Source organism: Pseudomonas sp. ZS1P83 (genome assembly GCF_054897825.1).
On record NZ_CM142706.1, the window covers coordinates 5,330,217 to 5,355,629 of the forward strand.

At 58.1% G+C, this 25,413-nt stretch carries 32 protein-coding genes; 19 read left to right on the forward strand and 13 right to left on the reverse strand.

From position 1 onward, the window contains the following. Positions 1-3 precede the first annotated feature (3 nt). Entirely contained in the window at positions 4-816 is an 813-nt protein-coding gene (trpA, locus tag ACYZT0_RS24970) for a tryptophan synthase subunit alpha (protein ID WP_462043444.1), read from the reverse strand. Then, positions 816-2,051: a tryptophan synthase subunit beta gene (gene trpB, locus ACYZT0_RS24975; RefSeq protein WP_309674347.1), complete on the reverse strand. Its 1,236-nt coding sequence runs from the start codon at positions 2,049-2,051 to the stop codon at positions 816-818. Before trpB ends, trpA begins: the two co-directional genes overlap by 1 nt. Positions 2,052-2,162: 111 nt before the next feature. Between trpB and ACYZT0_RS24980 the strand changes: the two genes are divergently transcribed. Then, the gene (locus tag ACYZT0_RS24980) at positions 2,163-3,056 is read left to right on the forward strand and encodes a LysR family transcriptional regulator (protein ID WP_462043445.1); all 894 of its coding nucleotides are present in this window, start codon (positions 2,163-2,165) and stop codon (positions 3,054-3,056) included. Here ACYZT0_RS24980 and ACYZT0_RS24985 read toward each other — a convergent pair. Beyond that, a complete protein-coding gene (locus ACYZT0_RS24985) occupies positions 3,053-3,379 on the reverse strand; it encodes an ElaB/YgaM/YqjD family protein (protein ID WP_090177306.1) in 327 nt (108 codons plus the stop codon). The genes ACYZT0_RS24980 and ACYZT0_RS24985 overlap by 4 nt on opposite strands. A gap of 155 nt (positions 3,380-3,534) precedes the next feature. Here ACYZT0_RS24985 and ACYZT0_RS24990 point away from each other — a divergent pair, with 155 nt between their 5' ends. After that, positions 3,535-3,750, forward strand: a complete 216-nt coding sequence (locus ACYZT0_RS24990; RefSeq protein ID WP_282383060.1) for a dodecin — start codon at positions 3,535-3,537, stop codon at positions 3,748-3,750. A gap of 122 nt (positions 3,751-3,872) precedes the next feature. After that, entirely contained in the window at positions 3,873-4,097 is a 225-nt protein-coding gene (locus ACYZT0_RS24995) for a DUF1161 domain-containing protein (protein ID WP_462043446.1), read from the forward strand. Positions 4,098-4,160: 63 nt separating this feature from the next. Here ACYZT0_RS24995 and ACYZT0_RS25000 read toward each other — a convergent pair whose 3' ends face one another. After that, positions 4,161-5,162, reverse strand: a complete 1,002-nt coding sequence (locus tag ACYZT0_RS25000) for an LLM class flavin-dependent oxidoreductase (protein WP_462043447.1) — start codon at positions 5,160-5,162, stop codon at positions 4,161-4,163. 243 nt (positions 5,163-5,405) lie between these two features. Between ACYZT0_RS25000 and ACYZT0_RS25005 the strand changes: the two genes are divergently transcribed. Both ACYZT0_RS25005 and ACYZT0_RS25010 read left to right on the forward strand, forming a co-directional pair. Further along, positions 5,406-5,837: an OsmC family protein gene (locus tag ACYZT0_RS25005; RefSeq protein WP_008152515.1), complete on the forward strand. Its 432-nt coding sequence runs from the start codon at positions 5,406-5,408 to the stop codon at positions 5,835-5,837. A gap of 157 nt (positions 5,838-5,994) precedes the next feature. After that, positions 5,995-6,228, forward strand: coding sequence for a DUF1161 domain-containing protein (locus ACYZT0_RS25010; RefSeq protein WP_449644384.1), 234 nt, complete (start codon positions 5,995-5,997; stop codon positions 6,226-6,228). A gap of 6 nt (positions 6,229-6,234) precedes the next feature. Here ACYZT0_RS25010 and ACYZT0_RS25015 read toward each other — a convergent pair whose 3' ends face one another. Further along, positions 6,235-6,657, reverse strand: coding sequence for a PA0061/PA0062 family lipoprotein (locus ACYZT0_RS25015; RefSeq protein WP_462043448.1), 423 nt, complete (start codon positions 6,655-6,657; stop codon positions 6,235-6,237). Positions 6,658-6,697: 40 nt separating this feature from the next. Then, positions 6,698-7,120, reverse strand: coding sequence for a PA0061/PA0062 family lipoprotein (locus ACYZT0_RS25020; RefSeq protein ID WP_462043449.1), 423 nt, complete (start codon positions 7,118-7,120; stop codon positions 6,698-6,700). A 59-nt stretch (positions 7,121-7,179) separates the two neighbouring features. Between ACYZT0_RS25020 and ACYZT0_RS25025 the strand changes: the two genes are divergently transcribed. Further along, positions 7,180-8,256 carry an aminopeptidase gene (locus ACYZT0_RS25025; protein WP_462043450.1) on the forward strand — a complete coding sequence of 359 codons (1,077 nt, stop codon included), beginning with the start codon at positions 7,180-7,182 and terminating at the stop codon, positions 8,254-8,256. A 113-nt stretch (positions 8,257-8,369) separates the two neighbouring features. Here ACYZT0_RS25025 and ACYZT0_RS25030 read toward each other — a convergent pair whose 3' ends face one another. The 3 genes from ACYZT0_RS25030 to ACYZT0_RS25040 all read right to left on the reverse strand — a co-directional run bounded on the left by ACYZT0_RS25030 (position 8,370) and on the right by ACYZT0_RS25040 (position 10,254). Further along, entirely contained in the window at positions 8,370-8,828 is a 459-nt protein-coding gene (locus tag ACYZT0_RS25030) for an REP-associated tyrosine transposase (protein WP_462043451.1), read from the reverse strand. A gap of 203 nt (positions 8,829-9,031) precedes the next feature. Next, positions 9,032-9,682, reverse strand: a complete 651-nt coding sequence (locus ACYZT0_RS25035; protein ID WP_462043452.1) for an HAD family hydrolase — start codon at positions 9,680-9,682, stop codon at positions 9,032-9,034. A gap of 26 nt (positions 9,683-9,708) precedes the next feature. After that, positions 9,709-10,254, reverse strand: coding sequence for a gamma carbonic anhydrase family protein (locus tag ACYZT0_RS25040; protein ID WP_462043453.1), 546 nt, complete (start codon positions 10,252-10,254; stop codon positions 9,709-9,711). A 76-nt stretch (positions 10,255-10,330) separates the two neighbouring features. On the opposite strand from ACYZT0_RS25040, the gene prlC reads away from it, so the two are divergent. From prlC to ACYZT0_RS25060, 4 genes are all read left to right on the forward strand, one after another. Continuing rightward, entirely contained in the window at positions 10,331-12,409 is a 2,079-nt protein-coding gene (gene prlC / locus ACYZT0_RS25045) for an oligopeptidase A (protein WP_462043454.1), read from the forward strand. After that, on the forward strand, positions 12,406-12,693 hold the full coding sequence (locus ACYZT0_RS25050) for a YheV family putative zinc ribbon protein (protein ID WP_129439613.1): 288 nt from the start codon (positions 12,406-12,408) through the stop codon (positions 12,691-12,693). Before prlC ends, ACYZT0_RS25050 begins: the two co-directional genes overlap by 4 nt. A gap of 113 nt (positions 12,694-12,806) precedes the next feature. Continuing rightward, complete coding sequence (locus tag ACYZT0_RS25055; protein ID WP_462043455.1) at positions 12,807-13,028, forward strand: hypothetical protein; 222 nt, start codon at positions 12,807-12,809, stop codon at positions 13,026-13,028. 41 nt (positions 13,029-13,069) lie between these two features. Then, positions 13,070-13,261: a hypothetical protein gene (locus ACYZT0_RS25060; protein WP_462043456.1), complete on the forward strand. Its 192-nt coding sequence runs from the start codon at positions 13,070-13,072 to the stop codon at positions 13,259-13,261. A gap of 9 nt (positions 13,262-13,270) precedes the next feature. On the opposite strand, the gene ACYZT0_RS25065 is transcribed toward ACYZT0_RS25060, so the two are convergent. Beyond that, positions 13,271-13,915 carry a phosphatase domain-containing protein gene (locus tag ACYZT0_RS25065; RefSeq protein WP_462043457.1) on the reverse strand — a complete coding sequence of 215 codons (645 nt, stop codon included), beginning with the start codon at positions 13,913-13,915 and terminating at the stop codon, positions 13,271-13,273. 298 nt (positions 13,916-14,213) lie between these two features. Beyond that, complete coding sequence (locus ACYZT0_RS25070; protein WP_462043458.1) at positions 14,214-14,519, reverse strand: hypothetical protein; 306 nt, start codon at positions 14,517-14,519, stop codon at positions 14,214-14,216. 240 nt (positions 14,520-14,759) lie between these two features. On the opposite strand from ACYZT0_RS25070, the gene ACYZT0_RS25075 reads away from it, so the two are divergent. The 3 genes from ACYZT0_RS25075 to ACYZT0_RS25085 all read left to right on the forward strand — a co-directional run bounded on the left by ACYZT0_RS25075 (position 14,760) and on the right by ACYZT0_RS25085 (position 18,409). Beyond that, positions 14,760-15,818 carry a PA0069 family radical SAM protein gene (locus ACYZT0_RS25075; protein WP_462043459.1) on the forward strand — a complete coding sequence of 353 codons (1,059 nt, stop codon included), beginning with the start codon at positions 14,760-14,762 and terminating at the stop codon, positions 15,816-15,818. Positions 15,819-16,060: 242 nt separating this feature from the next. After that, positions 16,061-16,792: a carbonic anhydrase gene (locus ACYZT0_RS25080; protein ID WP_282383015.1), complete on the forward strand. Its 732-nt coding sequence runs from the start codon at positions 16,061-16,063 to the stop codon at positions 16,790-16,792. Between the two features lie 90 nt (positions 16,793-16,882). Further along, on the forward strand, positions 16,883-18,409 hold the full coding sequence (locus ACYZT0_RS25085) for a SulP family inorganic anion transporter (protein WP_462043460.1): 1,527 nt from the start codon (positions 16,883-16,885) through the stop codon (positions 18,407-18,409). A gap of 109 nt (positions 18,410-18,518) precedes the next feature. On the opposite strand, the gene ACYZT0_RS25090 is transcribed toward ACYZT0_RS25085, so the two are convergent. Next, a complete protein-coding gene (locus ACYZT0_RS25090; protein ID WP_462043461.1) occupies positions 18,519-19,169 on the reverse strand; it encodes a hypothetical protein in 651 nt (216 codons plus the stop codon). Positions 19,170-19,539: 370 nt separating this feature from the next. On the opposite strand from ACYZT0_RS25090, the gene coxB reads away from it, so the two are divergent. The 4 genes from coxB to ACYZT0_RS25110 all read left to right on the forward strand — a co-directional run bounded on the left by coxB (position 19,540) and on the right by ACYZT0_RS25110 (position 23,834). Beyond that, positions 19,540-20,667 (forward strand): cytochrome c oxidase subunit II, encoded by a 1,128-nt coding sequence (gene coxB / locus ACYZT0_RS25095; protein WP_462003434.1) that lies wholly within the window; start codon positions 19,540-19,542, stop codon positions 20,665-20,667. 82 nt (positions 20,668-20,749) lie between these two features. Beyond that, on the forward strand, positions 20,750-22,342 hold the full coding sequence (gene ctaD, locus ACYZT0_RS25100) for a cytochrome c oxidase subunit I (protein ID WP_462043462.1): 1,593 nt from the start codon (positions 20,750-20,752) through the stop codon (positions 22,340-22,342). Between the two features lie 27 nt (positions 22,343-22,369). Further along, a complete protein-coding gene (locus ACYZT0_RS25105) occupies positions 22,370-22,921 on the forward strand; it encodes a cytochrome c oxidase assembly protein (RefSeq protein ID WP_462043463.1) in 552 nt (183 codons plus the stop codon). A gap of 25 nt (positions 22,922-22,946) precedes the next feature. After that, the gene (locus ACYZT0_RS25110) at positions 22,947-23,834 is read left to right on the forward strand and encodes a cytochrome c oxidase subunit 3 (RefSeq protein ID WP_462043464.1); all 888 of its coding nucleotides are present in this window, start codon (positions 22,947-22,949) and stop codon (positions 23,832-23,834) included. A 4-nt stretch (positions 23,835-23,838) separates the two neighbouring features. Here ACYZT0_RS25110 and ACYZT0_RS25115 read toward each other — a convergent pair whose 3' ends face one another. Further along, positions 23,839-24,042, reverse strand: a complete 204-nt coding sequence (locus tag ACYZT0_RS25115) for a twin transmembrane helix small protein (RefSeq protein ID WP_094469789.1) — start codon at positions 24,040-24,042, stop codon at positions 23,839-23,841. Between the two features lie 70 nt (positions 24,043-24,112). Between ACYZT0_RS25115 and ACYZT0_RS25120 the strand changes: the two genes are divergently transcribed. Then, positions 24,113-24,853: an SURF1 family protein gene (locus ACYZT0_RS25120; RefSeq protein WP_462043465.1), complete on the forward strand. Its 741-nt coding sequence runs from the start codon at positions 24,113-24,115 to the stop codon at positions 24,851-24,853. Continuing rightward, positions 24,819-25,412 (forward strand): hypothetical protein, encoded by a 594-nt coding sequence (locus ACYZT0_RS25125; protein ID WP_462043466.1) that lies wholly within the window; start codon positions 24,819-24,821, stop codon positions 25,410-25,412. Before ACYZT0_RS25120 ends, ACYZT0_RS25125 begins: the two co-directional genes overlap by 35 nt. Position 25,413 lies beyond the last annotated feature (1 nt).

A 25,413-nucleotide genomic window follows, 5' to 3' on the forward strand; every position in this document is an offset into this window, starting at 1 on the left:
CCTTCAGCTGACGCGGGCCTTACGCACGCCATCAGCCAGCGCCGAGCAAAGGCTCAACACGCCATCGATAGCCTGATCCGGAGTCGACGCATTGGCGATGTGATCGATGAGTGCCGAACCCACCACAACACCGTCGGCGAGACGAGCAATGGACGCCGCCTGCTCTGGAGTACGAATGCCGAAACCGATGCTGATCGGCAAATCGGTGTGGCGACGCAGACGGGCAACTGCTTCTTCAACATGCTCCAGAGTCGCCGCGCCCGCACCGGTCACACCGGCAACAGATACGTAGTAAACGAAACCAGAGCTGCCGTTCAGAACGGTCGGTAGGCGCACATCGTCGGTCGTCGGGGTGGTCAGACGGATGAAATCCAAACCTGCTGCCTGGGCCGGATCGCATAGCTCACCGTTATGCTCCGGCGGCAAGTCGACCACGATCAGACCGTCAACACCGGCCTCTTTGGCATCCGTAATGAACCGCGGCACGCCGTACATGTGAATCGGGTTGAAGTAGCCCATCAACACCAGCGGCGTCTCGCTGTTGCCTTCACGGAACTCGCGAACCATTTGCAGGGTTTTCGCCAGGTTCTGCTTGGCGCCGAGGGCGCGGATGTTGGCCAACTGGATTGCCGGGCCGTCGGCCATTGGATCGGTGAAGGGCATGCCCAACTCGATCACGTCGGCACCGGCGCCAGGCAAGCCTTTGAGGATCGCCAGAGAGGTGTCATAGCTCGGGTCGCCAGCGGTCACAAAGGTCACCAGGGCGGCACGATTCTGTTCCTTGAGTTCGGCAAAACGCGTTTGCAGGCGGCTCATCAGTGTTTCTCCTGCTTGGATTGCTCTTGCTGAGAGTGTTCCATGTGGTGCATCACGGTCTGCATGTCTTTGTCCCCGCGACCGGACAGGTTGACCACCATCAGATGATCTTTTGGCAGGGTCGGTGCGCGTTTGAACACTTCGGCCAGGGCATGGGCGCTTTCCAGTGCAGGAATAATCCCTTCCAGGCGGCAGCATTTGTGGAACGCGTCGAGGGCTTCGTCGTCGGTTACCGAGGTGTACTGGACGCGGCCGATGTCGTGCAGCCAGGCGTGTTCCGGGCCTATGCCTGGGTAGTCGAGGCCGGCGGAGATGGAGTGAGCGTCGATGATCTGCCCATCGTCGTCCTGCAGCAAGAAGGTCCGGTTACCGTGCAGCACGCCCGGTACGCCGCCGTTCAGGCTGGCCGCGTGCTTGCCGGTTTCGATGCCATAACCAGCGGCTTCGACGCCAATGATCTCGACGCTCTTGTCATCAAGAAACGGGTGAAACAGGCCCATGGCGTTGGAACCACCACCGATACACGCCACCAGGCTGTCCGGCAGACGACCTTCCTGGGCTTGCAATTGAGTACGGGTTTCTTTACCAATAACGGCCTGGAAGTCGCGAACCATCGCAGGATAAGGGTGCGGACCGGCCACAGTGCCGATCAGGTAAAAGGTGCTGTCGACGTTGGTCACCCAGTCACGCAGGGCTTCGTTCATCGCATCTTTCAGGGTGCCGGTACCGGCCACGACCGGGATCACTTCGGCGCCCAGCAGCTTCATGCGAAATACGTTGGCTTGCTGACGTTCGATGTCAGTGGTGCCCATATAGATCACGCAATCAAGGCCAAAACGTGCAGCCACGGTGGCAGTCGCCACGCCGTGCATGCCAGCGCCGGTCTCGGCGATGATGCGTTTCTTGCCCATGCGCCGCGCCAAGAGGATCTGGCCAATGCAGTTGTTGATCTTGTGCGCGCCGGTGTGGTTCAGCTCTTCGCGCTTGAGGTAAATCTTCGCGCCGCCGCAGAACTCTGTCAGACGTTCGGCAAAGTACAGTGGGCTTGGACGACCAACATAGTCGCGCTGGAAGTAGGCCAATTCTTCTTTGAATGCAGGATCATCCTTGGCCAATTCGTATTCACGGGCCAGGTCGAGGATCAACGGCATCAGGGTTTCGGCGACGTAACGGCCGCCGAACGCGCCAAACAGGCCGTTGGCGTCGGGGCCGTTGCGCAGATTTGTCTGGGTCATGGGTCGCTCCAGTGAATGCGTGAGATGACATTGGGCTTAACTCTACCCCTGATGTTTTGAGCTGAAAACCGATAAGATCGCCGCAACCTGTCAGGAAAACTCACAAATCCAATGAGCCATGACCTTCCTCCGCTAAACGCCCTTCGGGCCTTCGAAGCGACTGCCCGCTTGAACAGCGTCAGCAAGGCCGCCGAACAGCTGCACGTCACCCATGGCGCGGTCAGCCGGCAGCTCAAGATATTGGAAGAACACCTCGGCGTGAGCCTATTCATCAAGGATGGACGCGGCCTGAAACTCACAGATTCTGGCGTTCGTTTGCGCGATGCCAGCGGTGAGGCGTTCGAGCGCTTGCGGATTGTTTGTGCGGAGTTGACCCAAAGCACTGCCGATGCGCCGTTCGTACTGGGTTGCTCGGGCAGCTTGTTGGCACGTTGGTTTATTCCCAGGTTGGGGCGATTGAATACCGACCTGCCGGACCTGCGCTTGCACCTGTCGGCTGGCGAGGGTGATCTCGATCCACGGCGTCCGGGACTGGACGCCTTGCTGGTGTTTGCCGAGCCACCGTGGCCAGCGGATATGCAAGTGTATGAGTTGGCGAGCGAACGCATCGGCCCGGTCATGAGCCCGAGATTCGCAGGCCACGAACGACTGCAAGATGCACCGCCCACAGCGCTAATGAACGAGTCATTACTGCACACCACCTCACGCCCACAGGCCTGGCCTAGCTGGGCGCAGCAAATAGGCCTCGACGCAAAGGCGTTGAAGTACGGTCAGGGTTTCGAGCATTTGTATTATTTGCTGGAGGCCGCAGTGGCCGGGTTGGGTGTGGCGATTGCCCCTGAACCGCTGGTGGCCGAAGACTTGAAGGCCGGTCGCCTGGTTGCGCCTTGGGGCTTCAGTGAAACCCCGGCGCAACTGGCGTTGTGGCTACCCAAACGCGCCGCGGATGGGCGCGCTCGGCAACTGGCGCAGTGGCTCAAAAACGAGCTGCGCCAGACGGATTAGTCACCGCGTTTGCACAATAGATAAGCCGCGAGCAGACCCAATGCACCGACGGCGACACCTGCTGTAGTCCAAGGGTGTTCCTGGGCGTAGTCCCGCGTGGCAATCCCGGTTTCACGAGTTTTGACTTTGACTTCTTCATACGCATCGCTGAGCAGATGGCGCGAATGCTTCAGCGCGTTCTCGGCGTTGCTTTTCAGCGCTTTAAGGGTTTTACGCGACTCGTCCGATGCGTCGTCTTTCAAACTTTCCAAAGATTTCAGCAGACTCTCGATTTCGGCTTCCATGCTTTGCAATGAGGCTTTACGTAAAGAGGTGTTGGCCATGGTGGCTCTCCTGCATTGATTGAGTTGCGTGTGTTGGTTGGGACTTCCGGGGTTCGAGAAAGTGCAGTAAATATGAACCTCTGCGTCAGATGGGCCGACAGAAGTAATACGAAAAATCACTGCTAGGCTGTATTTCACACCCTGAGGAGAACGCCATGACTGATCATCACACCTACAAGAAAGTCGAACTGGTTGGCTCGTCCACCAGCAGCATTGAAGACGCCATCAACAACGCTCTGGCCGAAGCCAATAAAAGCATCAAGCACCTGGAATGGTTTGAAGTAACCGAAACCCGCGGGCACATCAAGGACGGCAAGGCTGCACACTTCCAGGTGACGCTCAAAGTCGGGTTCCGGATTGCCACTAGCTGAGTTTGAGCTAATCTTCGGAAATTGCGCGCTGGCCGAGCGCCATAGGGAATGACAAAGCGCTACATCAGTACATCCGGCTGATCGCTGGATGCCCCTATTGATCCGACCAGGGAATGCGACCGATGAAGAATTTTATTTTGGCGGTAGGTTTGTTGAGTCTTGCAGGAACAGCCCTGGCTCAGGGCAAGCCATGCGAAGAGCTGAAAGCCGATATCGCCGCGAAGCTGGATGCCAAAGGTATTTCCAATTATTCATTGGAAATCGTTGATAAAGGCACTGCTGCTGACGGGAAAGTCGTCGGCACCTGTGAAAAAGGCACCAAGCAAATCGTCTACAAGCAGGGCTGACCTCCCTCGAAAATGAAAAAGCCGACGCAATGGCGTCGGCTTTTTGTGCTCGCTATTTGAGTGTCAGCCCTTCATGACCTGCGCCAGCAGTTCATAGGAGTGCACACGATCGGCTTGCTCGTACAGGTCGCAGGTGAAAATCAGCTCGTCCGCCTGGGTCTGTTCGATCAGCACTTCCAGTTTGGCGCGGATTTTCTGCGGGCTGCCAACCATCGCTAGGCCAAGGAAATCGCCGACCGCCTCTTTCTCATGAGGCAGCCACAGGCCGTCCATGGTTTTTACCGGCGGACGTTGCACCAGGCTCTGGCCACGCATCAACGCCAGGATGCGCTGGTAGACCGAAGTCGCCAGATAATCTGCATGCTCGTCGGTGTCAGCAGCCACCAACGGTACACCGAGCATCACGTAGGGTTTATCCAATACCGCTGAAGGCTTGAAGTGATTGCGGTAGACGCGAACGGCCTCATGCATTAAGCGCGGTGCGAAATGTGAGGCAAAGGCGTAAGGCAAACCGCGCTCGCCAGCCAGTTGTGCACTGAACAGGCTGGAGCCCAGCAGCCAGACCGGGACATGGGTGCCGGTGCCCGGCATTGCGATGATCCGCTGGTCCGGGGTGCGCGGACCGAGGTAGCGCATCAGTTCCGCCACGTCTTGCGGGAATTCGTCGGCGCTGCCGGAGCGTTCACGACGCAAGGCGCGGGCGGTCATCTGATCGGAACCGGGAGCACGACCCAGGCCCAGGTCGATCCGGCCCGGGTACAGACTTTCGAGCGTACCGAACTGCTCGGCGATCACCAGTGGCGCGTGGTTGGGCAACATCACGCCACCGGAACCGACACGAATAGTCGAAGTGCCGCCGGCCAGGTAGCCAAGTAATACCGAGGTCGCCGAACTGGCAATGCCGTCCATGTTGTGGTGTTCGGCAACCCAGAAACGGTTGTAGCCGAGCTTCTCGACGTGCTGCGCCAGGTCCAGGGAATTGCGCAGCGACTGGGCCGCGCTGCCGTTCTCCCGCACAGGCACCAGATCAAGGGTCGAGAACTTGATATCGGACAGTTGTTTCATAAGCCTGCTTCTCCAATTGAGGACGCAGGTTTTTTCTTACAAACGAAAACCTGCCGAATCTATAAGCGTGTTTCATGCAATGAGGGCATATACCCGAGTTTCAATAGCCAAAGCAAAATTTCCTACGAAAACGGTAGGACTTATGAGATCAGGTGAACTTTACACCACCGTCTATCCTCAGAACCCTAGCAACCGAAAACCACGAAGGCGCGACGCTTCGCGCCGGATCTTGAGGAGGCAGACATGGCTATTACGAAGAAAGCATCGGCTCATTGGGAAGGTGACCTGAAAACCGGCATCGGCTCGATTTCCACGGAAACCGGTGTACTCAGAGAAGCACCCTACGGCTTCAAGGCACGTTTCGAGGGCGGCAAGGGCACCAATCCGGAAGAGCTGATCGGCGCGGCGCACGCGGGCTGCTTCTCCATGGCGTTTTCGATGATTCTCGGCGATGCCGGTCTCAAGGCTGACAGCATCGACACCAATGCCGAAGTCACCCTGGACCAGGTGGACGGCGGTTTTGCGATCACGGCGGTGAAATTGATCCTCAAGGCGAAAATCCCCGGGGCGACACAAGCGCAGTTCGAGGAGCTGAGCAACAAGGCCAAAGAGGGCTGCCCGGTTTCCAAAGTGCTGAATGCGAAAATCAGTCTGGATGCAACGTTGGTCAGCTGATAGCGGGTTGTCGCGCTCCCCGATAAAAGATCGCAGCCTCGGTGGGCTGCGTTCTTTTTTTGCCCTGAAACAAAACCTGGCTGGCGAGATTGTGGTCGAATAAATGACAGCAGCTAAAACGCATTATCGTGCGCGCTGCCTCAAAGGAGCTTCAACCATGAAACGTTTTGCCTTGGCGGTTATCTGTTGCGCGTTGGCCACATCGGCCCTGGCGGCACCGAAATCCTGTGAAGAACTCAAGGCCGAGATTGAAGCCAAGATCCAGGCCAATAACGTCTCGTCCTATACCCTGGAGATCGTCACCAACGACGAAGTGCACGATCAGAACATGGTCGTTGGTTCGTGCGAAAGCGGCACCAAGAAAATCATCTACCAGAAGAACGACCGCTGATTCACCTCACATGAGGCAATAGGACTCTCGGTCTTCAGCGACGATTTCACCCTTGGCGTTGAACAGCCGGGCACCGGGGGTGAACGCTATCGAACGGCCTTCCAGCACATAACGCTGGCCGGCTTCAAAATGATCGTAGTTGATGGTCAGGTAGCACAAGCGTTCCGAGGGGGCGCTCATCATGCCGTTGCCCCCACCACCGGGCACTTCAAAGTCGAATCTGACGATCAACTCATGGCTGCCAGGCGTGACCTGGAAAAAACGCCCGTCGCGCAATCGCTGCTTGTCCAGGCGTTCGGCCATCAGCAATTTATCGTTGGGGAATGGCGTCGAAAACTCGACCCGGGCCATCTGCGGATTAACCGCTGGCAACGGGCTCTGACAGCCCGCAACGATGCTTGCAGCAAGTAACAGCATTAACCTGCGCATGATGATTTTCTCAAGGACTAGTCCTTTTGAATAACGCTGATCAGGTGCGTTGGCAGCCTGCCGGTACACCATGGCCGATCACTTTTTGCTGCTGATCATAGAGCTTTGCCCACGGCCGAAAACCGATATTCCCCGCCTTCAGTTGATACCTCTCGCCAGCGTTGAAGTCCTTGAATTTCACGTTCAACTGGCAGTCGCGCCATAGCGGCTCGGCGTCGGGTCCGATGTTGGTTGGCGCGACCGGGAATTGGTAACGAACCGTCAGCTCATGGCTACCCGGCTGAACCTCGAAATAGCGCTTGTCGGTGGAAGCCTTGTCATCGACTTCCAGCGCTTGCAGCGCGGTGTCTTCCTGCTTCGAATCCAGGTCGATCCACGCTTGAGCCGGATCATGGGGGGGTAATCCGAATCCAGCACAACCTGCCAGCATCAGCAGGCTTCCTGTCAGCATCAACGTGCGCATAGCGGAGCTCCAGTCAGGCGGGATAGTCTTGCGGGCAGACTCTCCAGGGATGATTCATTTTGATCAGGCCGCTTCCAAGCCTTTGGTTACTTGATCGCGTTTTACGCATTTTGTTTCCGGGTGTGTTGTTTTTGTTGTTCAACGGTTGCGCCGGCGTCAGCTATTACGGCCAATTGGCCAGTGGTCAGCTGCAATTGCTGCGGGCACGGGAGCCGGTTTCCACAGTGATTGCCGATCCCGCTCGCGATCAGCTATTGCGTGCGCACCTGACTCAATCACAAAAGGCCCGCACATTTGCCAGCCAACACCTGCATCTGCCGGATAACCAGAGTTACCGTTTGTACGCCGACATTGGCCGGCCGTTCGTAGTCTGGAATGTCTTCGCCACGTCGGAATTTTCTCTGACGCCACAGAGCCATTGCTTCCCGATCGCCGGTTGCGTGGCCTATCGCGGTTATTACAGTCAGAGCGCGGCCCGCGGTGAGGCGGCATTGCAACGACTGCAAGGTATGGACGTGTCGATCGGCGGCGTCGAGGCTTATTCGACGCTCGGCTGGTTCAACGATCCGATCATCAGTTCGATGATGAGCTGGGGCGACGAACGATTGGCCACGCTGATCTTCCATGAACTGGCGCATCAACGCTTTTATGTGAAGGACGACACCGAATTCAACGAGTCTTTCGCCACCTTCGTCGAACAGGAAGGCACCCGCCAATGGCGTGCATTCCGCGGCCTGGCGCCAGACAGCGGCGCGCAGGTGCAGCAACGGGACCAGTTCATTCAATTGGTTCTGGCTACCCGCGCGCGACTTGAACGGCAGTACACCCTGCCCCTGGCCGCCGACCAGATGCGCCAGCGCAAAGCCGCAGAGTTCGAGCGATTGCGGGGTGAATACCGGCAGTTACGCGATAGCCAGTGGGCCGGGGACAAACGCTATGACGCGTGGATCAATGCGCCGATGAACAATGCCCGGCTGTTGCCATTTGGGCTGTATGACCAATGGGTGCCGGCGTTTTCGGCGTTGTTCAGACAGGTGGGAGGGGATTGGGTGAGGTTTTATGCGGCAGTCGAGAAGCTCGGCGCGTTGCCGGTTGATGAGCGCAAGCCGGCGCTGAAGGCATTGGCTGGATCGTAGACTTGCGGTGACAGGACGGGCCTCTTCGCGGGCAAGCCTCGCTCCTACGAGGGTTCATTACATCGTCGGATCACCCGTAGGAGCGAGGCTTGCCCGCGAAGGCGTCTCCAATGTCACAACCAAATCGCATCCCACAACGGGTAATCCCCTACCCGCTCAACCAAACCTGTTCGCAACGGATTGGCGACGATGTATCGAGCAACTGCCTCTAAATCCTCCTCTTTGCGCAGGGCGCGGTCGTGATAACCGTGCTGCCAAACTGGACCTTGACGTCCAATCGAGCGATTGAGCGTCACCGCAATGCGTGATTTGGTCCGCGCCATCAACTTGGGCAGTTGAGTGTTCTGCAACTCGATCAGCCAATGAAAATGATCAGGCATAACGACCCAGGCTAACGACGTTGCAAACCCTTCTCGCTCAGCCGTTCTAAAGGCGTCTACCACCAATCGACCATTCTTTAAGTCGCGAAATAACGGTTCTCGATTCAAAACCACGGCCGTCAATAGGTAAATCTGTCCAGACGCCGAATATCGTCCAGTGCGCAATCGATGAGCATGTTCTAACTCCGGCAAAGATGATCCTCCTTGATCGTGGCCTTTGTCTTCAGGCTAGGACGATAAGAAGGGACTGGGGTGAGAACAGTTGCTCAGGATGTGTCTGGGCGGGCGCCTTCGCGGGCAAGTCGGATCGCCGCACCGCTCGCTCCTACAGAATTTACGCGGTCTCTGTAGGAGCGAGCGGTGCGACGATCCGACTTGCCCGCGAATGGATTTGATCAGCGCTGCAAAAACGCCTGATGCATCTCTTCCAGCGTCTCGAAGTGATAGGCCGGTGCTTCAGCGCTCAACTCTTCCCGACTGCCAAAACCGTAACCCACCGCCGCCGCATCCAGCCCGTTGCTGCGCGCACCGATCAAATCGTGCTTACGGTCGCCGATCATCAGGGTGTTGGCCGGGTCCAGACCTTCTTCGGCCATCAAGTGGGCGATCAACTCGACTTTGTTGGTACGAGTCCCGTCCAGTTCGCTGCCGTAGATCACGTTGAAGTGCTTGGCGAAGTCAAAGTGTCGGGCAATTTCCCGCGCGAAAACCCACGGCTTGGACGTGGCGATATACAGCTGTCGCCCTTGCCCGCTGAGCGTTTCCAGCAGCGGTGTGACGCCGTCGAATACGCGATTCTCGTACAGGCCAGTGACTTTGAAGCGTTCGCGATAGAAGTTCACCGCCTCCCAGGCCTTGGATTCGTCGAAGTCGTAGAACTGCATGAACGCCTGCAACAACGGCGGGCCGATAAAGTGTTCGAGCTTGGTCAGGTCGGGCTCATCGATGCCCAGTTTGCTCAGGGCGAACTGGATCGACCGAGTGATGCCCTCGCGCGGGTCGGTCAGGGTGCCATCGAGGTCAAACAATACGGTTTGGTAATGCATGTTGAATCCTGAATAAGGGCGCAGGGTCAGAGCTGGTCGTAGCCTTCGGCCAGATGCAAATTCTTGAGCTTCACGTAATTCGCCGCGCTGTAGGTGAAAAAGGCTTTTTCCTTGTCAGTCAGCGGCCGGATCTGCTTCACCGGGCTGCCCACGTAAAGGAAGCCGCTTTCCAGTCGTTTTCCAGGCGGCACCAGGCTGCCAGCGCCAATGATCACATCGTCGTCGACCACCGCACCGTCCATGACGATGCTGCCCATGCCGATCAGAATCCGATTGCCCACGGTGCAGCCGTGGAGCATGACCTTATGAGCAATGGTCACATCGTCGCCAATCAGCAACGCAAAGCCATCGGGATTGAACGGCCCGGCATGGGTGATGTGCAGCACACAACCGTCCTGCACGCTGGTGCGCGCGCCAACACGAATGTGGTGCATGTCGCCACGAATCACCGTCAGCGGCCAGACCGAGCTGTCTTCGCCGATTTCGACGTCGCCGATCACCACCGCCGAACCGTCGACAAAGGCGCCTTTGCCGAGCAGCGGCGTGTGGTTCTGATACTTGCGAAGGGTCACGATAGGCTCTCTCTCTTTTGCTGATAGCTGCGGTTGCCGTCGATTGTAATTATGATGGGGCTATGTTTCTTCATGCATGTTTCTTCCAGCCAAGGTGCCAACCGTGAGCGTGAACAACCCTCTTTTGCAGTCCTACGACCTGCCGCCGTTCTCGGCGATCCGTGCCGAACACGTGCAACCGGCCATCGAACAGATCCTGGCTGACAACCGCGCCGCCATTATCGAGATCCTCAAAACCCAGGGCAAACAACCAACCTGGGCCAGTCTGGTGCTGGCGATGGACGAACTGAATGATCGACTGGGCGCGGCCTGGAGCCCGGTCAGCCACCTGAATGCCGTGTGCAACAGCGCCGAACTGCGCGAAGCCTACGAATCCTGCCTGCCAGCCTTGAGCGCCTATTCCACCGAACTGGGGCAGAACCGCGAACTGTTTGAAGCGTTCGAAGCACTGTCCAACAGTCCCGAGGCTGCCGGTTTCGACGTGGCGCAGAAAACTATCCTGGAACACTCCCTGCGCGACTTCCGTCTGTCGGGTATCGACCTGCCGGAAGTCGAACAGAAGCGTTACGCCGAAGTGCAGAGCAAATTGTCGGAGCTGGGCAGCCGCTTCTCCAACCAATTGCTCGACGCCACTCAGGCCTGGACCAAGCACGTCACCGAAGAAGCCGCCCTCGCTGGCCTGACCGATTCGGCCAAGGCGCAAATGGCCGCCGCCGCCCAAGCCAAAGACCTCGATGGCTGGCTGATCACCCTGGAATTCCCGAGCTACTACGCGGTGATGACTTACGCTCACGACCGTGGCCTGCGCGAAGAAGTTTACGCCGCCTACTGCACCCGTGCGTCGGACCAAGGCCCGAATGCCGGTCAGAACGATAACGGCCCGGTCATGGAAGAAATCCTCGACCTGCGTCAGGAACTGGCCAGGTTACTCGGTTTCGCCAGCTTCTCGGAATTGAGTCTGGCGACCAAAATGGCTGAATCCAGCGATCAAGTGCTCAGTTTCCTACGGGATCTGGCCAAGCGCAGCAAGCCGTTCGCTGCGCAGGACCTGGAACAGCTCAAGGCTTACGCCGCCGAACAAGGCTGCCCGGACCTGCAAAGCTGGGACAGCGGTTTTTACGGTGAAAAACTTCGCGAGCAGCGCTACAGCGTCGCCCAGGAAGCCCTTCGCGCTTACTTCCCGATCGACAAAGTGCTGGGCGGTCTGTTCGCTATCGTCCAGCGTCTGTACGGCATCGAAATCGCCGAGCAGAAAGGCTTCGACACTTGGCACCCGGATGTTCGCCTGTTCGAAATCAAGGAAAACGGCCAGCACGTCGGTCGCTTCTTCTTCGACCTCTACGCCCGCGCCAACAAGCGCGGCGGTGCCTGGATGGACGGCGCCCGCGACCATCGCCGCACGGCTGAAGGCGTACTGCAGAGCCCGGTGGCGAACCTGGTGTGCAACTTCACCCCGGCCGACAGCGGCAAGCCAGCCCTGCTGACCCACGACGAAGTCACCACCCTGTTCCACGAATTCGGTCATGGCCTGCATCACCTGCTGACCCGCGTCGAACACGCCGGCGTGTCCGGCATCAACGGCGTGGCCTGGGACGCGGTCGAGTTGCCAAGCCAGTTCATGGAAAACTGGTGCTGGGAGCCGGAAGGTCTGGCGCTGATCTCCGGTCACTACGAAACCGGCGAACCGCTGCCTCAGGACCTTCTGGGCAAAATGCTCGCGGCGAAGAACTTCCAGTCCGGCCTGATGATGGTTCGCCAATTGGAATTCTCGTTGTTCGACTTCGAATTGCATGCAACTCACGGCGACGGTCGCAGCGTGCTGCAAGTACTCGAAGGAGTGCGTGACGAGGTCTCGGTCATGCATCCACCGGCCTACAACCGTTTCCCTAACAGCTTCGCCCACATCTTCGCCGGCGGTTACGCGGCGGGTTACTACAGCTACAAATGGGCTGAAGTGCTGTCGGCCGATGCCTTCTCGAAGTTCGAAGAAGACGGCGTCCTCAATGCAGACACGGGGCGCGCATTCCGTGAAGCGATCCTGGCGCGCGGTGGTTCCCAGGAGCCGATGGTGCTGTTCGTCGACTTCCGGGGACGCCCGCCGTCGATTGACGCACTCTTGCGCCATAGCGGCCTGAGTGAGGTCGCGGCAGCATGAGTGAGGGGCCTGTGAAGACGAAAAAACGCTTTATCGCCGGGGCGGTCTGCCCGGCGTGCAGCGAGCCGGACAAATTGATGATGTGGAACGAAGACGAAGTCCCCCACCGCGAGTGCGTGGCCTGCGGTTATTCGGACACGCTGAATGAACAAGGCCTGTCTGTGCCCAAGGAATTGGGCACGCGGGTCAACACCTCGGCGCTGAAGGTGCCGGACGCCAAGGTTCAGGCCGTGCAGTTTTTCCCGAACCCGAAGCTGAAGAAAAAGCCTGACGAGCAACACTGAGTCAACCCACCTTCCACTCCCGAATAGATTGGAAGGTGGTATCTATCTACCACCTTTGCCCTGCGCTTCCTTTATAGGCTGACCGAAACCAGCCTCTACTCAAGGAAGACGCCATGCCCGACACCCATCCGAATTTCCGACCTGGGATGACTTGGGTCGATGCCGTGGCGCAGTACAAGACTGAAAAGATGAGCAATCAAACGCTGTTCCGAGCGTACCAACGTCTGGCGCAAAGCCCGATTGCCCGGAGTTTTGATGAGTCCCGCGAAGCGGTGCTGATCACTTGCAATGGCCGTCCTACTGCCGGTTCGCAAACAGCTTTGACTACATGGTGACCGGTTACGCAGCCTCCGTTTACGCCTACACGTGGTCAGGCGTGCTGGCTACCGAAGCTTTCAAGCGATTCCGCAAAGACTGGGTCTTCAATGCGCAAACAGGGCGAGCCTTTCGCGAGGTGTTTTCTTCTCCGGGCGATTCGCGCTCCTTGCTGACCGCCCTCGCAGAGTTTCTTGAACGGCCGATCGCCGAAGATCTTTTCGCGCTTTCGTCAGAGGCCGTTGCCTGCTGACGCAGAGGTTTACTCGACGTGGGCCGATTTGAACCAACTCTTCATCGAACAACTGGCGAACGGACTCGTGCTGCAATCGCCGTTGGCCAGCGCGGTGCGAAGCTTGTCGACATCAGCCTGCATCATGTAACGGACACCGTCCTTGAAATGAGTGCTGTCACCAAAACCACCCTGGGTCATTTCGCTCAGGGCGTCTTCCTTGCTCCAGCCTTGCACCACGACCCGGTACATGGCCGCTATCAGGCCAGTGCGGTCCGAACCATGTTTGCAGTGCATCAGCACCGGTCCCACGGCTTCGGCAGTCTGGATCGCACGAAGGGCCTTTAGTACATCCGCGTCATCCACATGGTTGGTGCGATAGGGCAGCTGTATCTGTGCGATACCTGGCGTCGACAACCAGCTTGAATCCGACTCGGGCAGAAAAGTGATCACCGTCCCGACCTTGAGTTTTTCCAGTAACGGCACCGCGCCTCGGTCGGGCAATGCACTGCGATAGAGCGTCGGGGACATTCGGAAGAGGTTGTATTGCACCTCGACCGATTGAGCCCATTCCGCAGGACGGGGCAAAGCACTGTCGTCGGCGACGGCCAGCGTGAGGTTCAAAAGTGCGGCCAGTGACAGGCAAATCGCTGGGATACAACGCGGTAGAGACATGCTCGGGGGGCCCGTTCAGGAAGAGGCAGGAAGATGACACCCAGCTTCAGCCCTGAACGGTCAAAGACCTGTGAGCCGTCTGTCAAAGAATCGTGAATCAGCCAATCGCTTTCGTCGCAAAACCGAGGCTTTTAGCTGAAGCGGTTCATCTTGATACTTAGCCTGCTACCATTGCTTCGTGTTGCAGTGACATGACAATTACATCAAGCGACGAACTTGGACAACTAACCAAGCCCCCCTAAAAGAACAGCTGATATTAAACCTGCCTGGAGTTTCAGTCAGGTTTAATTAGCAACGCTTACGGGTTTACGATGCTGGAATAAGCCGTGGCCAGGGCCAGTAATTTGGTCTTGTCATCACCGTCGATATCACGATCACCATCTACGTCACTGCTGATCGTGCCGATACTGAAGGAACGGCCTCCATCGCTGGAGACAGCCGTTACATAGACCGAGTCGACCAGTGCATCGGTTTCCACCTGATTAACCGCGTCCCACGTCGACTCTTTACGAGCAAGCTGCATCGACACTTGCGCTTCCCGCGGGTTGGTAATTCTCGGAGCCAATAGTTGCAAAAAAATACCGCGCTGATTGAAAAACGACATTAACTAAATCCTTTTAATTATTGATAACACGACAACTTCGTGTGGCATGAATGGTACTGACAGGTCATCTAAAAACGCTACTCGCTATATGTTTCTCATGATGACTAAACCGAAGATCCAGATAACAACTTCGTTCTTAAATGAATTAACTAAAGAGCAAACATCAAGCTGCCGAACGGCACTGGCCTATCATCAGTTACTCAGATACTGTATGCACATACAGCTAACGGAAGCCCGTCGATGAACACGCCTCTGCCACCTCGCGGTCGCGGTACCGCCACCAACCCGCACAACCGCTTCGCGCCGAATCGCTCGGTGGCCGAGGATGATGGCTGGTATCAGGAAGCGCCGATCACCCAAGGCACCGAGGTGCGCATCGAAACGGCGAAAACCATCATCACTCGTAACACCTCGCCAGACTTGCCCTTCGATCGCTCGATCAATCCCTATCGCGGCTGCGAGCACGGCTGCATCTATTGCTACGCGCGGCCCAGCCACGCTTATTGGGACATGTCGCCAGGGCTGGATTTCGAAACCAAACTGATCGCCAAGACCAACGCCGCCGATGTGCTGGAAGAACAGCTGTCCAAGCGCGGCTATCAATGCGCGCCGATCAATCTGGGCTCCAACACGGACCCTTATCAGCCGATCGAACGCGAACACAAAATCACCCGCAAAACCCTCGAAGTGCTGCTGCGCTATCGCCATCCCGTGACCATCATTACCAAGGGCTCGCTGATTCTTCGGGATCTGGATCTGCTGGTCGAACTCGCCAAGCAAAGGCTGGTGGCGGTGATGATCAGCCTCACTACCCTGGACGATGAGCTCAAACGCATCCTCGAACCGCGCGCCGCTGCACCCAAGGCCCGTTTACGGGCGATCCGCGTGATGCGTGAAGCGGGAATTCCGGTGGGAGTCCTGTGCTCGCCGATGATTCCGATGATCAACGACAGCGAACTCGAAAGCCTGCTCACCGAGGCTCATGCCGCTGGAGCACAAAGTGCGGCCTACATGATGCTGCGCCTGCCGCTGGAAGTTGCGCCGCTGTTCGAAGAATGGCTCGCCGCTCACTACCCTCAGCGTGCCGCTCATGTGTTGAGCCTGATTCGTCAAAGCCGTGGCGGTGAGCTCTACGACAGTCGGTTTGGCGCACGAATGCGCGGTGAAGGGCCGTTTGCTGACCTGTTGGCGCAACGATTTGCCAAAACAATCAAACGCCTGGGGCTCAATCGTCGCGAAGGTTTCAATCTGGACTGCGATGCCTTCTGTCCGCCGGGTCGCCAGATGTCGTTGATTTAAGGACAATTGGCCTATGGTTGAGTAGAGGGAAACGCATCTGGTCTTGGGCCGGTCACGTTTTTTGTGACCTGGAACACACGGCCTAGAGCCTTTTATTCAGTTTGAGTTAAGTTTCAACGGCTACCTTATTCATCGAGTGACTGACGGGTCGAGATTTTCGACCTGGATGTTTTTTAAACAGCCACTGGCTTTACACCGGACAAAACGGGAAAATTCCCTGACTCCGCCAAAGAGGATGAATCATGAGTGACAAGGATAAACAGCCGTTGGCTGCGTCGGCTTCAGCCCAACCCGAGGCGGAAACCGCCGATGCAGCGCTGAAGCATATCGTTGACGGCTTTTTGCATTTTCATCACGAGGTTTTTCCACAGCAGGAAGAACTCTTCAAAAAACTTGCCACGGCCCAGAGCCCCAGAGCGATGTTCATCGCCTGCGCCGATTCGCGCATCGTTCCTGAGCTGATCACCCAAAGCGCCCCCGGCGATTTGTTCGTGACCCGTAACGTCGGCAACGTAGTGCCGCCTTATGGGCAAATGAACGGCGGTGTTTCCACGGCGATCGAATACGCAGTATTGGCCCTCGGCGTGCAACACATCATCATCTGCGGGCACTCCGACTGTGGCGCGATGCGCGCAGTGCTCAACCCGCAAAGCCTGGAAAAAATGCCGACGGTCAAAGCCTGGTTGCGTCATGCCGAAGTGGCAAAAACCATGGTCCAGGAAAACTGCCATTGCGCTGACGAAAACGAAAGCATGCACGTCCTCACCGAGGAGAATGTGATCGCCCAGCTGCAGCATTTGCGCACGCACCCGTCGGTCGCCTCGCGCATGGCCAATGGTCAGCTGTTTATACATGGTTGGATCTACAACATCGAAACCAGCGAAATCAAAGCTTACGACGCGGACAAGGGGTGTTTCCTGCCGCTCGATGGCAGCCATCCGATTCCGGTGGCGACGCCCAAAGCGCGCTTCTAAATCTTCCTAAATCATTGTGTGGTTTAGCCGAGGCTGCTGATCAAGCAGCCTGGCTTCGCCACGCCTGAAGAAAACTTCGGGAGAGTCACCATGCGTGCTGCTCAACTCAAAGCTGTACTGCCACGGGAGCTGCTGGCGTCCGTGGTTGTGTTTCTCGTCGCCCTGCCCTTGTGCATGGGCATCGCCATCGCCTCGGGGCTGCCGCCGTCCAAAGGTTTGATCACCGGGATCATCGGTGGCTTGGTGGTGGGCTGGATTGCCGGTTCGCCACTGCAAGTCAGCGGCCCGGCGGCCGGTTTGGCTGTTCTGGTGTTCGAACTGGTGCGCCAGCATGGTATCGCCATGCTCGGGCCAATCCTGCTGCTGGCCGGTTTTCTGCAATTGGTGGCCGGACGCTTGAAACTGGGTTGCTGGTTTCGGGTCACGGCGCCTGCGGTTGTGTACGGAATGCTTGCCGGGATTGGCGTGTTGATCGTGTTGTCACAGGTGCATGTGATGCTCGACGCCGTGCCCAAGCCCTCGGGGCTGGATAATCTGGCAGCCTTCCCGGCGGCGGTCGTCCAGGCCTTGCCCTCCTTTGGCTGGCAAGCCGGTTTGCTCGGGCTGTCGACGATTGCAGTGATGTGGCTGTGGGAGAAATTCCGCCCTCATTCCCTGCGTTTCATTCCCGGCGCACTCCTTGGCGTGGGTCTGGCGACTGTCGCCAGCCTGGTACTCGCCTTGCAAGTCAAGCGAGTGGAGGTCCCGGCCAACCTGGCGGAAGCCATCGACTGGCTGAAACCCGCCGACTTGCTCAATCTGGCTGACCCGACCTTGCTGATTGCGGCGTTTGCCGTGGCGTTTATCGCCAGCGCCGAAACCCTGCTCTCGGCCGCTGCGGTGGACCGCATGCACAGCGGCGAGCGTTCGGACTTCGATCGCGAACTGTCAGCTCAGGGCGTCGGCAACATGCTCTGCGGTTTACTCGGCGCGCTGCCGATGACCGGCGTGATCGTACGCAGTTCGGCCAACGTCCAGGCCGGCGCCACCACGCGACTGTCGGCGGTGTTCCATGGTCTATGGCTGCTGGCTTTCGTGTTGCTGCTGTCCAGCGTGCTGCAAAGCATTCCGGTGGCGAGCCTGGCGGGTGTGCTGGTTTACACAGGTTTCAAACTGGTCGACCTCAAGGCCTTTCGCGGCCTCGGCCGTTATGGCCGGATGCCGATGTTTACTTACGCGGCGACCGCTCTGGCAATCATCTTCACCGACCTGCTGACCGGCGTGCTGATCGGCTTCGGTCTGACCTTGGCCAAACTGGCCTGGAAGGCTTCGCGGCTGAAAATCAGCCTGATCGACCTGCCCAAGGACGGCGAGATGGAACTGCGATTGATAGGTGCAGCTACTTTCCTCAAAGTCCCGGCGCTGACTCAAGTGCTGCGGACTATTCCACCGGGCTCGACGGTGCATGTGCCGCTCAATAACTTGAGCTACATCGATCACTCGTGCCTGGAGTTGCTGGAGGAATGGGGTCGGGCCAATGCGGCGAAGGGTTCGAAGCTGTTGATTGAAGCGCGGGGGTTGAAGCGTAGGTTGGAAGGGCGTTTGCGGACCACCGTCGGCGTCGGTTCTGCCGGATAGATACCCTGTAGGAGCGAAGCTTGCTCGCGAAGCTTTTGGCGTACTTGAAGGACGCCTTCGCGGGCAAGTCGGATCGCCGCACCGCTCGCTCCTACAGGGTATGTGTCGTTTAAGCCGCCGGCTGATCCAGCTTCAGGCCTACGCCCAGCTGGCGCGACAGGCACGGCCAGCGCTTCCATGCAGCGCCGGTGTCCGGGCTGTTGAGTTTCTCGCGGTAGGCTTCTACCGATTCCAGCGCGAAACTCTCTTCATTAAGCATCTCGTCAACGGCGTGATGCACCGCCTCATCCAATTGATTGGCAAACTCCTCACCGATCAAATGGTGGGCAATCAGGTTGGCAACAGTCGTGTCCAAGGGGATCAGTGGCTGGCCAAAATGCTTGATGTACAGGTCGTTAACCTCTTCAACCAACCGATGCGCCAGATAAGCTTCGTCCAGCAGGCTGTCCAGGCCGATATGCCCGGTCATGATGGCCGGCGGCTGGAGGAAGAACTGCTCGGCGATTTTCAGCACCGGTTTGATCTGCGATTCGATGCCCGCTTCCCGTGCGACATCATTGGCTGCGTCCAACAGGTCCGGCACTTGCTCTATATAAGCGGCCACAAAACGGGTCATCACGCCCTTGGCGTCTACATCCGGCAATTGGATGGCGGCATGCAGATGCGGCAGTTGGGTTTCCAGTTGACGAGTCAGCAGGCCGGTCTCGGCCTCGTGTTGCTGGGCTTTTTGGATCTGCTCGCGCAATGCGGCGGTGTTCATGAAAACTCCAGGAAACAAAGGCAATGAAATAGGGAAGACATAACTTCGCTGGCATACGAAAAATGCTAAGACGCATTTGTCATAATTATTTCATCCTTGAGACATCAAAGTTATCTCGATTTACCACCACTCGTCTGCATCCTTCTCCATTCGTGACCCAGAACGCAAGTCCCAGCTGTTTCAGATCATTTACGCCATCACATTGCGAGGTGGCAGTCGCTGTCTATACTCGGGTGGGAATGGAGTTAGCTGATGACGCCCGACTGCACACGTAGCAAGGCCCGGCGATTCAAGTTCGTAGTCTGAGAAAGCCGCTCCCTGCCGCAGGTGAAAGCCGGCGGGATAACAAGAACGATAAGGGGAACCCGCAATGATGCGACATCCACACGTCTGGATGGGCCTCCTGTTGTGGTCGATTTTCAGTCAGGCACAAGCGGCCTGGACTGTGAATATGGCGCCGGGAGCGACTGAAATCAGTCACGCAGTATTTGACCTGCACATGACCATTTTCTGGATCTGTGTAGTGATCGGCATCATCGTCTTCGGCGCCATGTTCTGGTCGATGATTCTCCACCGCCGCTCGACCGGGCAGGTGGCCGCAAAATTTCATGAAAGCACCACCGTCGAAATTCTCTGGACCATCGTGCCCTTCCTGATCCTGGTGGCCATGGCGGTTCCCGCAACCGCAACCCTGATCAAGATGTACGACGCCAGTGAGCCGGATATTGATATTCAGGTCACCGGCTATCAATGGAAGTGGCACTACAAATACCTGGGCCAGGACGTTGAGTTCTTCAGCAACCTGACCACCCCTGCTGATCAGATCCACAACAAGGAAGCCAAGAGCGAGCACTACTTGCTTGAGGTCGATAAGCCTTTGGTGCTGCCGATCGGCGCCAAGGTGCGCTTCCTGGTGACTTCCGCCGACGTCATCCATTCCTGGTGGGTGCCGGCCTTTGCGGTCAAGCGTGATGCGATTCCGGGGTTCGTCAACGAAGCCTGGACCCGGATCGACAAACCCGGCATCTACCGTGGCCAGTGCGCCGAGTTGTGCGGCAAGGACCACGGCTTCATGCCCATCGTGGTCGAGGTCAAGGAAAAGGCCGATTACGAAAAATGGCTGGGCGAGCGCAAGGCCGAGGCCATGCAGCTTAAAGAGCTGACCAGCAAGGAATGGACCCTCGACGAGCTCAAAGAGCGCGGCGACAAGATCTATCACACCACCTGCGTCGCCTGTCACCAGGCCGAAGGTCAGGGCTTGCCGCCGATGTTCCCGGCGCTCAAAGGCTCGAAAATCGCCACCGGACCGAAAGAAGGTCACCTGAGCATTGTCTTCCACGGCAAGCCCGGCACCGCCATGGCGGCGTTCGGCAAGCAGCTCTCGGAAGTCGATATCGCAGCGGTCGTGACCTACGAACGTAACGCCTGGGGCAACAACAAGGGCGACATGGTCACGCCTAAAGAAGTGCTGGAGCTGAAACAGGCGGAAAGCAAATGACCCGGTCTATTGCGTACGTAAGGAACCGGTCGGGGCATCGCGCCCCGGCCTGCCCAGCCCATCTGTTTGCAGGAGACAGGACATGACTGCTGTAATCGATGACCATGTTCATACCGGCACCGACCACGCCCACGGTCCCGCCAAAGGCCTGATGCGCTGGGTGCTGACCACCAACCACAAGGACATCGGCACGCTGTACCTGTGGTTCGCGTTCTCCATGTTCTTGCTCGGCGGCTCGTTCGCGATGGTGATTCGCGCCGAGCTGTTCCAGCCGGGACTGCAAATCGTCGAACCGGCGTTCTTCAACCAGATGACCACCATGCACGGCCTGGTGATGGTCTTCGGTGCGGTGATGCCGGCCTTCGTCGGCCTCGCCAACTGGATGATCCCGTTGATGATCGGCGCGCCGGACATGGCCCTGCCACGGATGAACAACTTCAGCTTCTGGCTGTTGCCGGCGGCGTTCATTCTGCTGGTGTCGACCCTGTTCACCCCCGGCGGCGGGCCGAACTTCGGCTGGACGTTCTACGCCCCGCTGTCGACGACCTACGCGCCGGAAAGCGTGACGTTCTTCATTTTCGCCATCCACTTGATGGGGATCAGTTCGATCATGGGCGCGATCAACGTGATCGCCACCATCCTCAACCTGCGCGCGCCCGGCATGACGTTGATGAAAATGCCGCTGTTCGTCTGGACCTGGCTGATCACCGCGTTCCTGTTGATCGCGGTGATGCCGGTCCTGGCCGGGTGCGTGACGATGATGCTGATGGATATTCACTTCAACACCAGCTTCTTCAGTGCCGCCGGTGGCGGTGACCCGGTGTTGTTCCAGCACGTGTTCTGGTTCTTCGGTCACCCCGAGGTGTACATCATGATCCTGCCGGCCTTCGGTGCCGTCAGCTCGATCATTCCGACCTTCTCGCGCAAGCCGCTTTTCGGCTACACCTCGATGGTCTACGCCACAGCGAGCATTGCGTTCCTGTCGTTCATCGTCTGGGCGCACCACATGTTCGTGGTCGGCATTCCGCTGGTGGGCGAGTTGTTCTTCATGTACGCCACGTTGCTGATTGCGGTGCCCACCGGGGTCAAGGTGTTCAACTGGGCCAGCACCATGTGGCAAGGCTCGCTGAGCTTCGAGACGCCGATGCTGTTCGCGGTGGCGTTCGTGATCCTGTTCTCCATCGGCGGTTTCTCAGGGTTGATGCTGGCCATTGCCCCAGCGGACTTCCAGTACCAGGACACCTACTTCGTAGTCGCGCACTTCCACTACGTACTGGTGCCGGGGGCGATCTTCGGGATTTTCGCTTCGGCTTACTACTGGATGCCGAAATGGACCGGCCACATGTACGACGAAACCCTTGGCAAGCTGCACTTCTGGCTCTCGTTCATCGGCATGAACATGGCGTTCTTCCCGATGCACTTCGTGGGGCTGGCGGGCATGCCGCGGCGAATTCCGGACTACAACCTGCAATTCGCTGACTTCAACATGGTGTCATCGATCGGCGCGTTCATGTTCGGCGCCACGCAGCTCTTCTTCCTGTTCATCGTGATCAAAACCATCCGCGGCGGCCCGCCAGCACCGGCCAAACCTTGGGATGGGGCCGAAGGCCTGGAATGGAGCATTCCATCACCGGCGCCGTATCACACCTTCACGACTCCTCCGGAAGTGAAATGAACGCTGTAGCCCTTGAGGCCCACCACCATGGCTGATTCGATTTCGTTGAAGAAGCTGGTCACGCGCCTACTGATGGTGGTGGTGGCGATGTTTGTCTTCGGGTTTGCCCTGGTGCCGATCTACGACGTGATGTGCAAGGCGTTCGGCATCAATGGCAAGACGGCCGGGCAGTACGAGGGCGAGCAAACGGTCGACACCTCGCGGCAGGTTCGCGTGCAGTTTTTGTCGACCAACTCCGCCGACATGTCCTGGGATTTCTACCCCAAGAGCGACGAACTGACGGCCAACCCGGGCGCGGTGAACGAGATGATTTTCATCGCCCATAACCCGACCGATCGCCCGATGAGCGCCCAGGCGGTTCCGAGCATCGCGCCCAGCCATGCAGCGGCCTACTTCCACAAGACCGAATGTTTCTGTTTTACCCAGCAAGTGCTGCAGCCCGGTCAACGGATCGAGATGCCGGTACGTTTCATCGTTGACCGTGACATGCCCAAGGATGTGAAGCACCTGACGCTGTCCTACACGCTGTTCGATATCACCGCCCGACATCCACCGGTGGCTGTAAATACTGGCGGCTGAGCGTGCCCGATAAGGAGAACAATAAATGGCAACTCATGAACATTATTACGTTCCGGCACAGAGCAAATGGCCGATCATTGCCACGGTCGGCATGCTCACCACCGTGTTCGGCCTGGCCACCTGGTTCAACGATCTGAAAGCGACGCGGCCGGAATCCCACGGCCCGTTGATCTTTTTCGTTGGCAGCCTTCTGCTGGCCTACATGCTGTTCGGTTGGTTCGGAACCGTGATCAAGGAAAGTCGCGGAGGGTTGTACAGCGCACAGATGGATCGCTCGTTCCGCTGGGGCATGAGCTGGTTCATTTTCTCGGAGGTGATGTTCTTCATCGCCTTCTTCGGCGCGCTGTTTTATGTGCGAAACGTTTCCGGCCCGGCGCTCGGTGGTGAAGGGGTCAAAGGCATCGCGCACATGCTCTGGCCGAACTTCCAGTTTGCGTGGCCATTGCTGCACACCCCTGACCCAAAACTCTTCCCGCCACCCAAGGAAGTCATCAGCCCTTGGGGCTTGCCGCTGCTCAACACCGTGTTGCTGGTGAGCTCCAGCGTCACCGTGACCATCGCCCACCACGCCTTGAAAAAGGGCCATCGCGGCGCGCTGAAAATCTGGCTGGCGATCACCGTGCTGCTGGGTTGCGGGTTCCTCGGCTTTCAGGCCGAAGAGTACATGCACGCCTACCACGAACTGGGCCTGACGCTGGGTTCGGGCATCTACGGCGCGACGTTCTTCATGCTCACCGGTTTCCACGGCGCTCACGTGACCATCGGCACCATCATCTTGTTTGTAATGTTGATGCGGATCATGCGCGGGCATTTCGACAACGATCATCAGTTCGGCTTCGAGGCGGCGAGTTGGTACTGGCACTTCGTGGACGTGGTGTGGATCGGTCTGTTCGTTTTCGTCTACGTGCTCTGAGGCTTTACCAAGGCGCAGTAGAGACCAGCTGGCCGCTGAAAAAACCCCAGGCGATCAAGCCGACGGTGATGGCGGCCAGGGCAACACGAACACTCAAGGCAATGACGAGGCGGTTCGAGCTGCTGTCGTCCTTGACCAAAAAAAACAGGCCGCTGAACAGGCTGACAACCGTGGCAATCAGCATCAGGACGATGGCTGCTTTGAGCATGGTGAGACTCCGGGGGAAAGGCGATGCACTTGAGTATAGCTATCGCAACGACCGACTTTCTGGCGACGCCATGAAGCGCTTTCGGCCGGGCATCGTGCCGACCGTGGTGGTCGCGTTGTTGCTGCCCATGCTGGTGTCACTCGGGTTCTGGCAACTGGGCCGGGGCGCGGAGAAAAGCGCGCTACTGCAAAGCTACACCGAGCGTCGGGCGGCTGAACCGATGGCCAGCATTGAGCTGCAACACACCGAGGATCCCGCCTTCCGCCGCGTTCGCTTGCACGGCCAGTTCGATGCCGCGCACAGCTTATTGCTGGATAACCGCCAGCGTGACGGCAAGGTCGGCGTCGAGCTGCTGCAACCGTTTCAGGATCAAGCGACCGGGCTCTGGCTGCTGGTCAATCGCGGCTGGCTGCCGTGGCCGGATCGGCGCACCCCGCCGCAATTCACTACACCCAAAGAGGCGTTGAGTCTCGATGCCTGGGTCTACGTCTCCCCCGGCGCCACCTTCCAATTGCACGCCGACCCGAGCACCACGACCTGGCCACAACTGATCACCGCGGTCGAGCCGGCCAAGCTCTGGACAGCGCTCGATCGTGAAGGTTTTCCCTACGAATTACGCGAAGAAGCCGGCCCCGCCTCCTACCAGGCCGATTGGCCAGTAGTCGCCATGGGACCGGAAAAACACCTGGCTTATGCCGTGCAGTGGTTTGCCATGTCGATCGCCCTGCTCGGCCTCTATCTCTATCTCGGCTGGCACAACGCAAAGGAGAAACACCATGGGAGCGGCCATGAATCCACCCAGCATGTCTGAGGCGAAAACGCCCGCGAGTCGGCGTAAAGGGCGCTTGCAGTTGCTGCTGATCCTGCTTGGGGTGATCGGTCCGATGATCCTCGCCACCGGCATGTACAAATGGCAGTTCTGGGTGCCGGAGGGCCGCAGTTATCACGGCGAACTGATCGGCAACGGCCAGACCCGCGCCGACCTCGGCGTGCAGGCGCAGGAAGACCGCTGGCAGATCCTGGTCACGGCGCCCAAGGAGTGTTCGGTGGACTGCCAGCAACTGGTGTATCTGGCGCGGCAGATTCAGATCGGCCTCGGTCGCGATGCGTCCCGCGCCAGCCACGCACTGGCCGCCGCGCAACCGCTAAGCAGTGATTACGACGCCAAGCTGACCCGCGAGTATCCGCAACTTCAGCGCTATCCCATGGACCTGACCACGTTTAGCAAAGCCAACGGGGACAAAACCGCGCCGCAACTATGGATCATCGACCCGCACGGCAACCTGGTATTGCGCTACGACCCAACGGTGAAGGGTAAGGATCTGCTCAACGACCTGCGCCATCTGCTGAAACTGTCGAACATCGGATAAG

Bases quoted from the DNA above. Each gene is read 5' to 3' on its own strand.
- ACYZT0_RS25090 (WP_462043461.1), bottom strand. From the start codon at position 19,169: ATGAACACCGCCGCATTGCGCGAGCAGATCCAAAAAGCCCAGCAACAC.
- ACYZT0_RS25125 (WP_462043466.1), top strand. From the start codon at position 24,819: ATGGGAGCGGCCATGAATCCACCCAGCATGTCTGAGGCGAAAACGCCC.
- ACYZT0_RS25000 (WP_462043447.1), bottom strand. From the start codon at position 5,162: ATGAAACAACTGTCCGATATCAAGTTCTCGACCCTTGATCTGGTGCCT.
- ACYZT0_RS24980 (WP_462043445.1), top strand. From the start codon at position 2,163: ATGAGCCATGACCTTCCTCCGCTAAACGCCCTTCGGGCCTTCGAAGCG.
- ACYZT0_RS25080 (WP_282383015.1), top strand. From the start codon at position 16,061: ATGAGTGACAAGGATAAACAGCCGTTGGCTGCGTCGGCTTCAGCCCAA.
- ACYZT0_RS25105 (WP_462043463.1), top strand. From the start codon at position 22,370: ATGGCTGATTCGATTTCGTTGAAGAAGCTGGTCACGCGCCTACTGATG.
- ACYZT0_RS25120 (WP_462043465.1), top strand. From the start codon at position 24,113: ATGAAGCGCTTTCGGCCGGGCATCGTGCCGACCGTGGTGGTCGCGTTG.
- ACYZT0_RS25055 (WP_462043455.1), top strand. From the start codon at position 12,807: ATGCCCGACACCCATCCGAATTTCCGACCTGGGATGACTTGGGTCGAT.
- ACYZT0_RS25110 (WP_462043464.1), top strand. From the start codon at position 22,947: ATGGCAACTCATGAACATTATTACGTTCCGGCACAGAGCAAATGGCCG.
- ACYZT0_RS25070 (WP_462043458.1), bottom strand. From the start codon at position 14,519: ATGTCGTTTTTCAATCAGCGCGGTATTTTTTTGCAACTATTGGCTCCG.
- ACYZT0_RS24995 (WP_462043446.1), top strand. From the start codon at position 3,873: ATGAAGAATTTTATTTTGGCGGTAGGTTTGTTGAGTCTTGCAGGAACA.
- ACYZT0_RS25050 (WP_129439613.1), top strand. From the start codon at position 12,406: ATGAGTGAGGGGCCTGTGAAGACGAAAAAACGCTTTATCGCCGGGGCG.
- coxB (WP_462003434.1), top strand. From the start codon at position 19,540: ATGATGCGACATCCACACGTCTGGATGGGCCTCCTGTTGTGGTCGATT.
- ACYZT0_RS25085 (WP_462043460.1), top strand. From the start codon at position 16,883: ATGCGTGCTGCTCAACTCAAAGCTGTACTGCCACGGGAGCTGCTGGCG.
- ACYZT0_RS25065 (WP_462043457.1), bottom strand. From the start codon at position 13,915: ATGTCTCTACCGCGTTGTATCCCAGCGATTTGCCTGTCACTGGCCGCA.
- ACYZT0_RS25075 (WP_462043459.1), top strand. From the start codon at position 14,760: ATGAACACGCCTCTGCCACCTCGCGGTCGCGGTACCGCCACCAACCCG.
- ACYZT0_RS25010 (WP_449644384.1), top strand. From the start codon at position 5,995: ATGAAACGTTTTGCCTTGGCGGTTATCTGTTGCGCGTTGGCCACATCG.
- ACYZT0_RS25005 (WP_008152515.1), top strand. From the start codon at position 5,406: ATGGCTATTACGAAGAAAGCATCGGCTCATTGGGAAGGTGACCTGAAA.
- ACYZT0_RS24985 (WP_090177306.1), bottom strand. From the start codon at position 3,379: ATGGCCAACACCTCTTTACGTAAAGCCTCATTGCAAAGCATGGAAGCC.
- ctaD (WP_462043462.1), top strand. From the start codon at position 20,750: ATGACTGCTGTAATCGATGACCATGTTCATACCGGCACCGACCACGCC.
- prlC (WP_462043454.1), top strand. From the start codon at position 10,331: ATGTTTCTTCCAGCCAAGGTGCCAACCGTGAGCGTGAACAACCCTCTT.
- ACYZT0_RS24990 (WP_282383060.1), top strand. From the start codon at position 3,535: ATGACTGATCATCACACCTACAAGAAAGTCGAACTGGTTGGCTCGTCC.
- trpB (WP_309674347.1), bottom strand. From the start codon at position 2,051: ATGACCCAGACAAATCTGCGCAACGGCCCCGACGCCAACGGCCTGTTT.
- trpA (WP_462043444.1), bottom strand. From the start codon at position 816: ATGAGCCGCCTGCAAACGCGTTTTGCCGAACTCAAGGAACAGAATCGT.
- ACYZT0_RS25020 (WP_462043449.1), bottom strand. From the start codon at position 7,120: ATGCGCACGTTGATGCTGACAGGAAGCCTGCTGATGCTGGCAGGTTGT.
- ACYZT0_RS25035 (WP_462043452.1), bottom strand. From the start codon at position 9,682: ATGCATTACCAAACCGTATTGTTTGACCTCGATGGCACCCTGACCGAC.
- ACYZT0_RS25115 (WP_094469789.1), bottom strand. From the start codon at position 24,042: ATGCTCAAAGCAGCCATCGTCCTGATGCTGATTGCCACGGTTGTCAGC.
- ACYZT0_RS25015 (WP_462043448.1), bottom strand. From the start codon at position 6,657: ATGCGCAGGTTAATGCTGTTACTTGCTGCAAGCATCGTTGCGGGCTGT.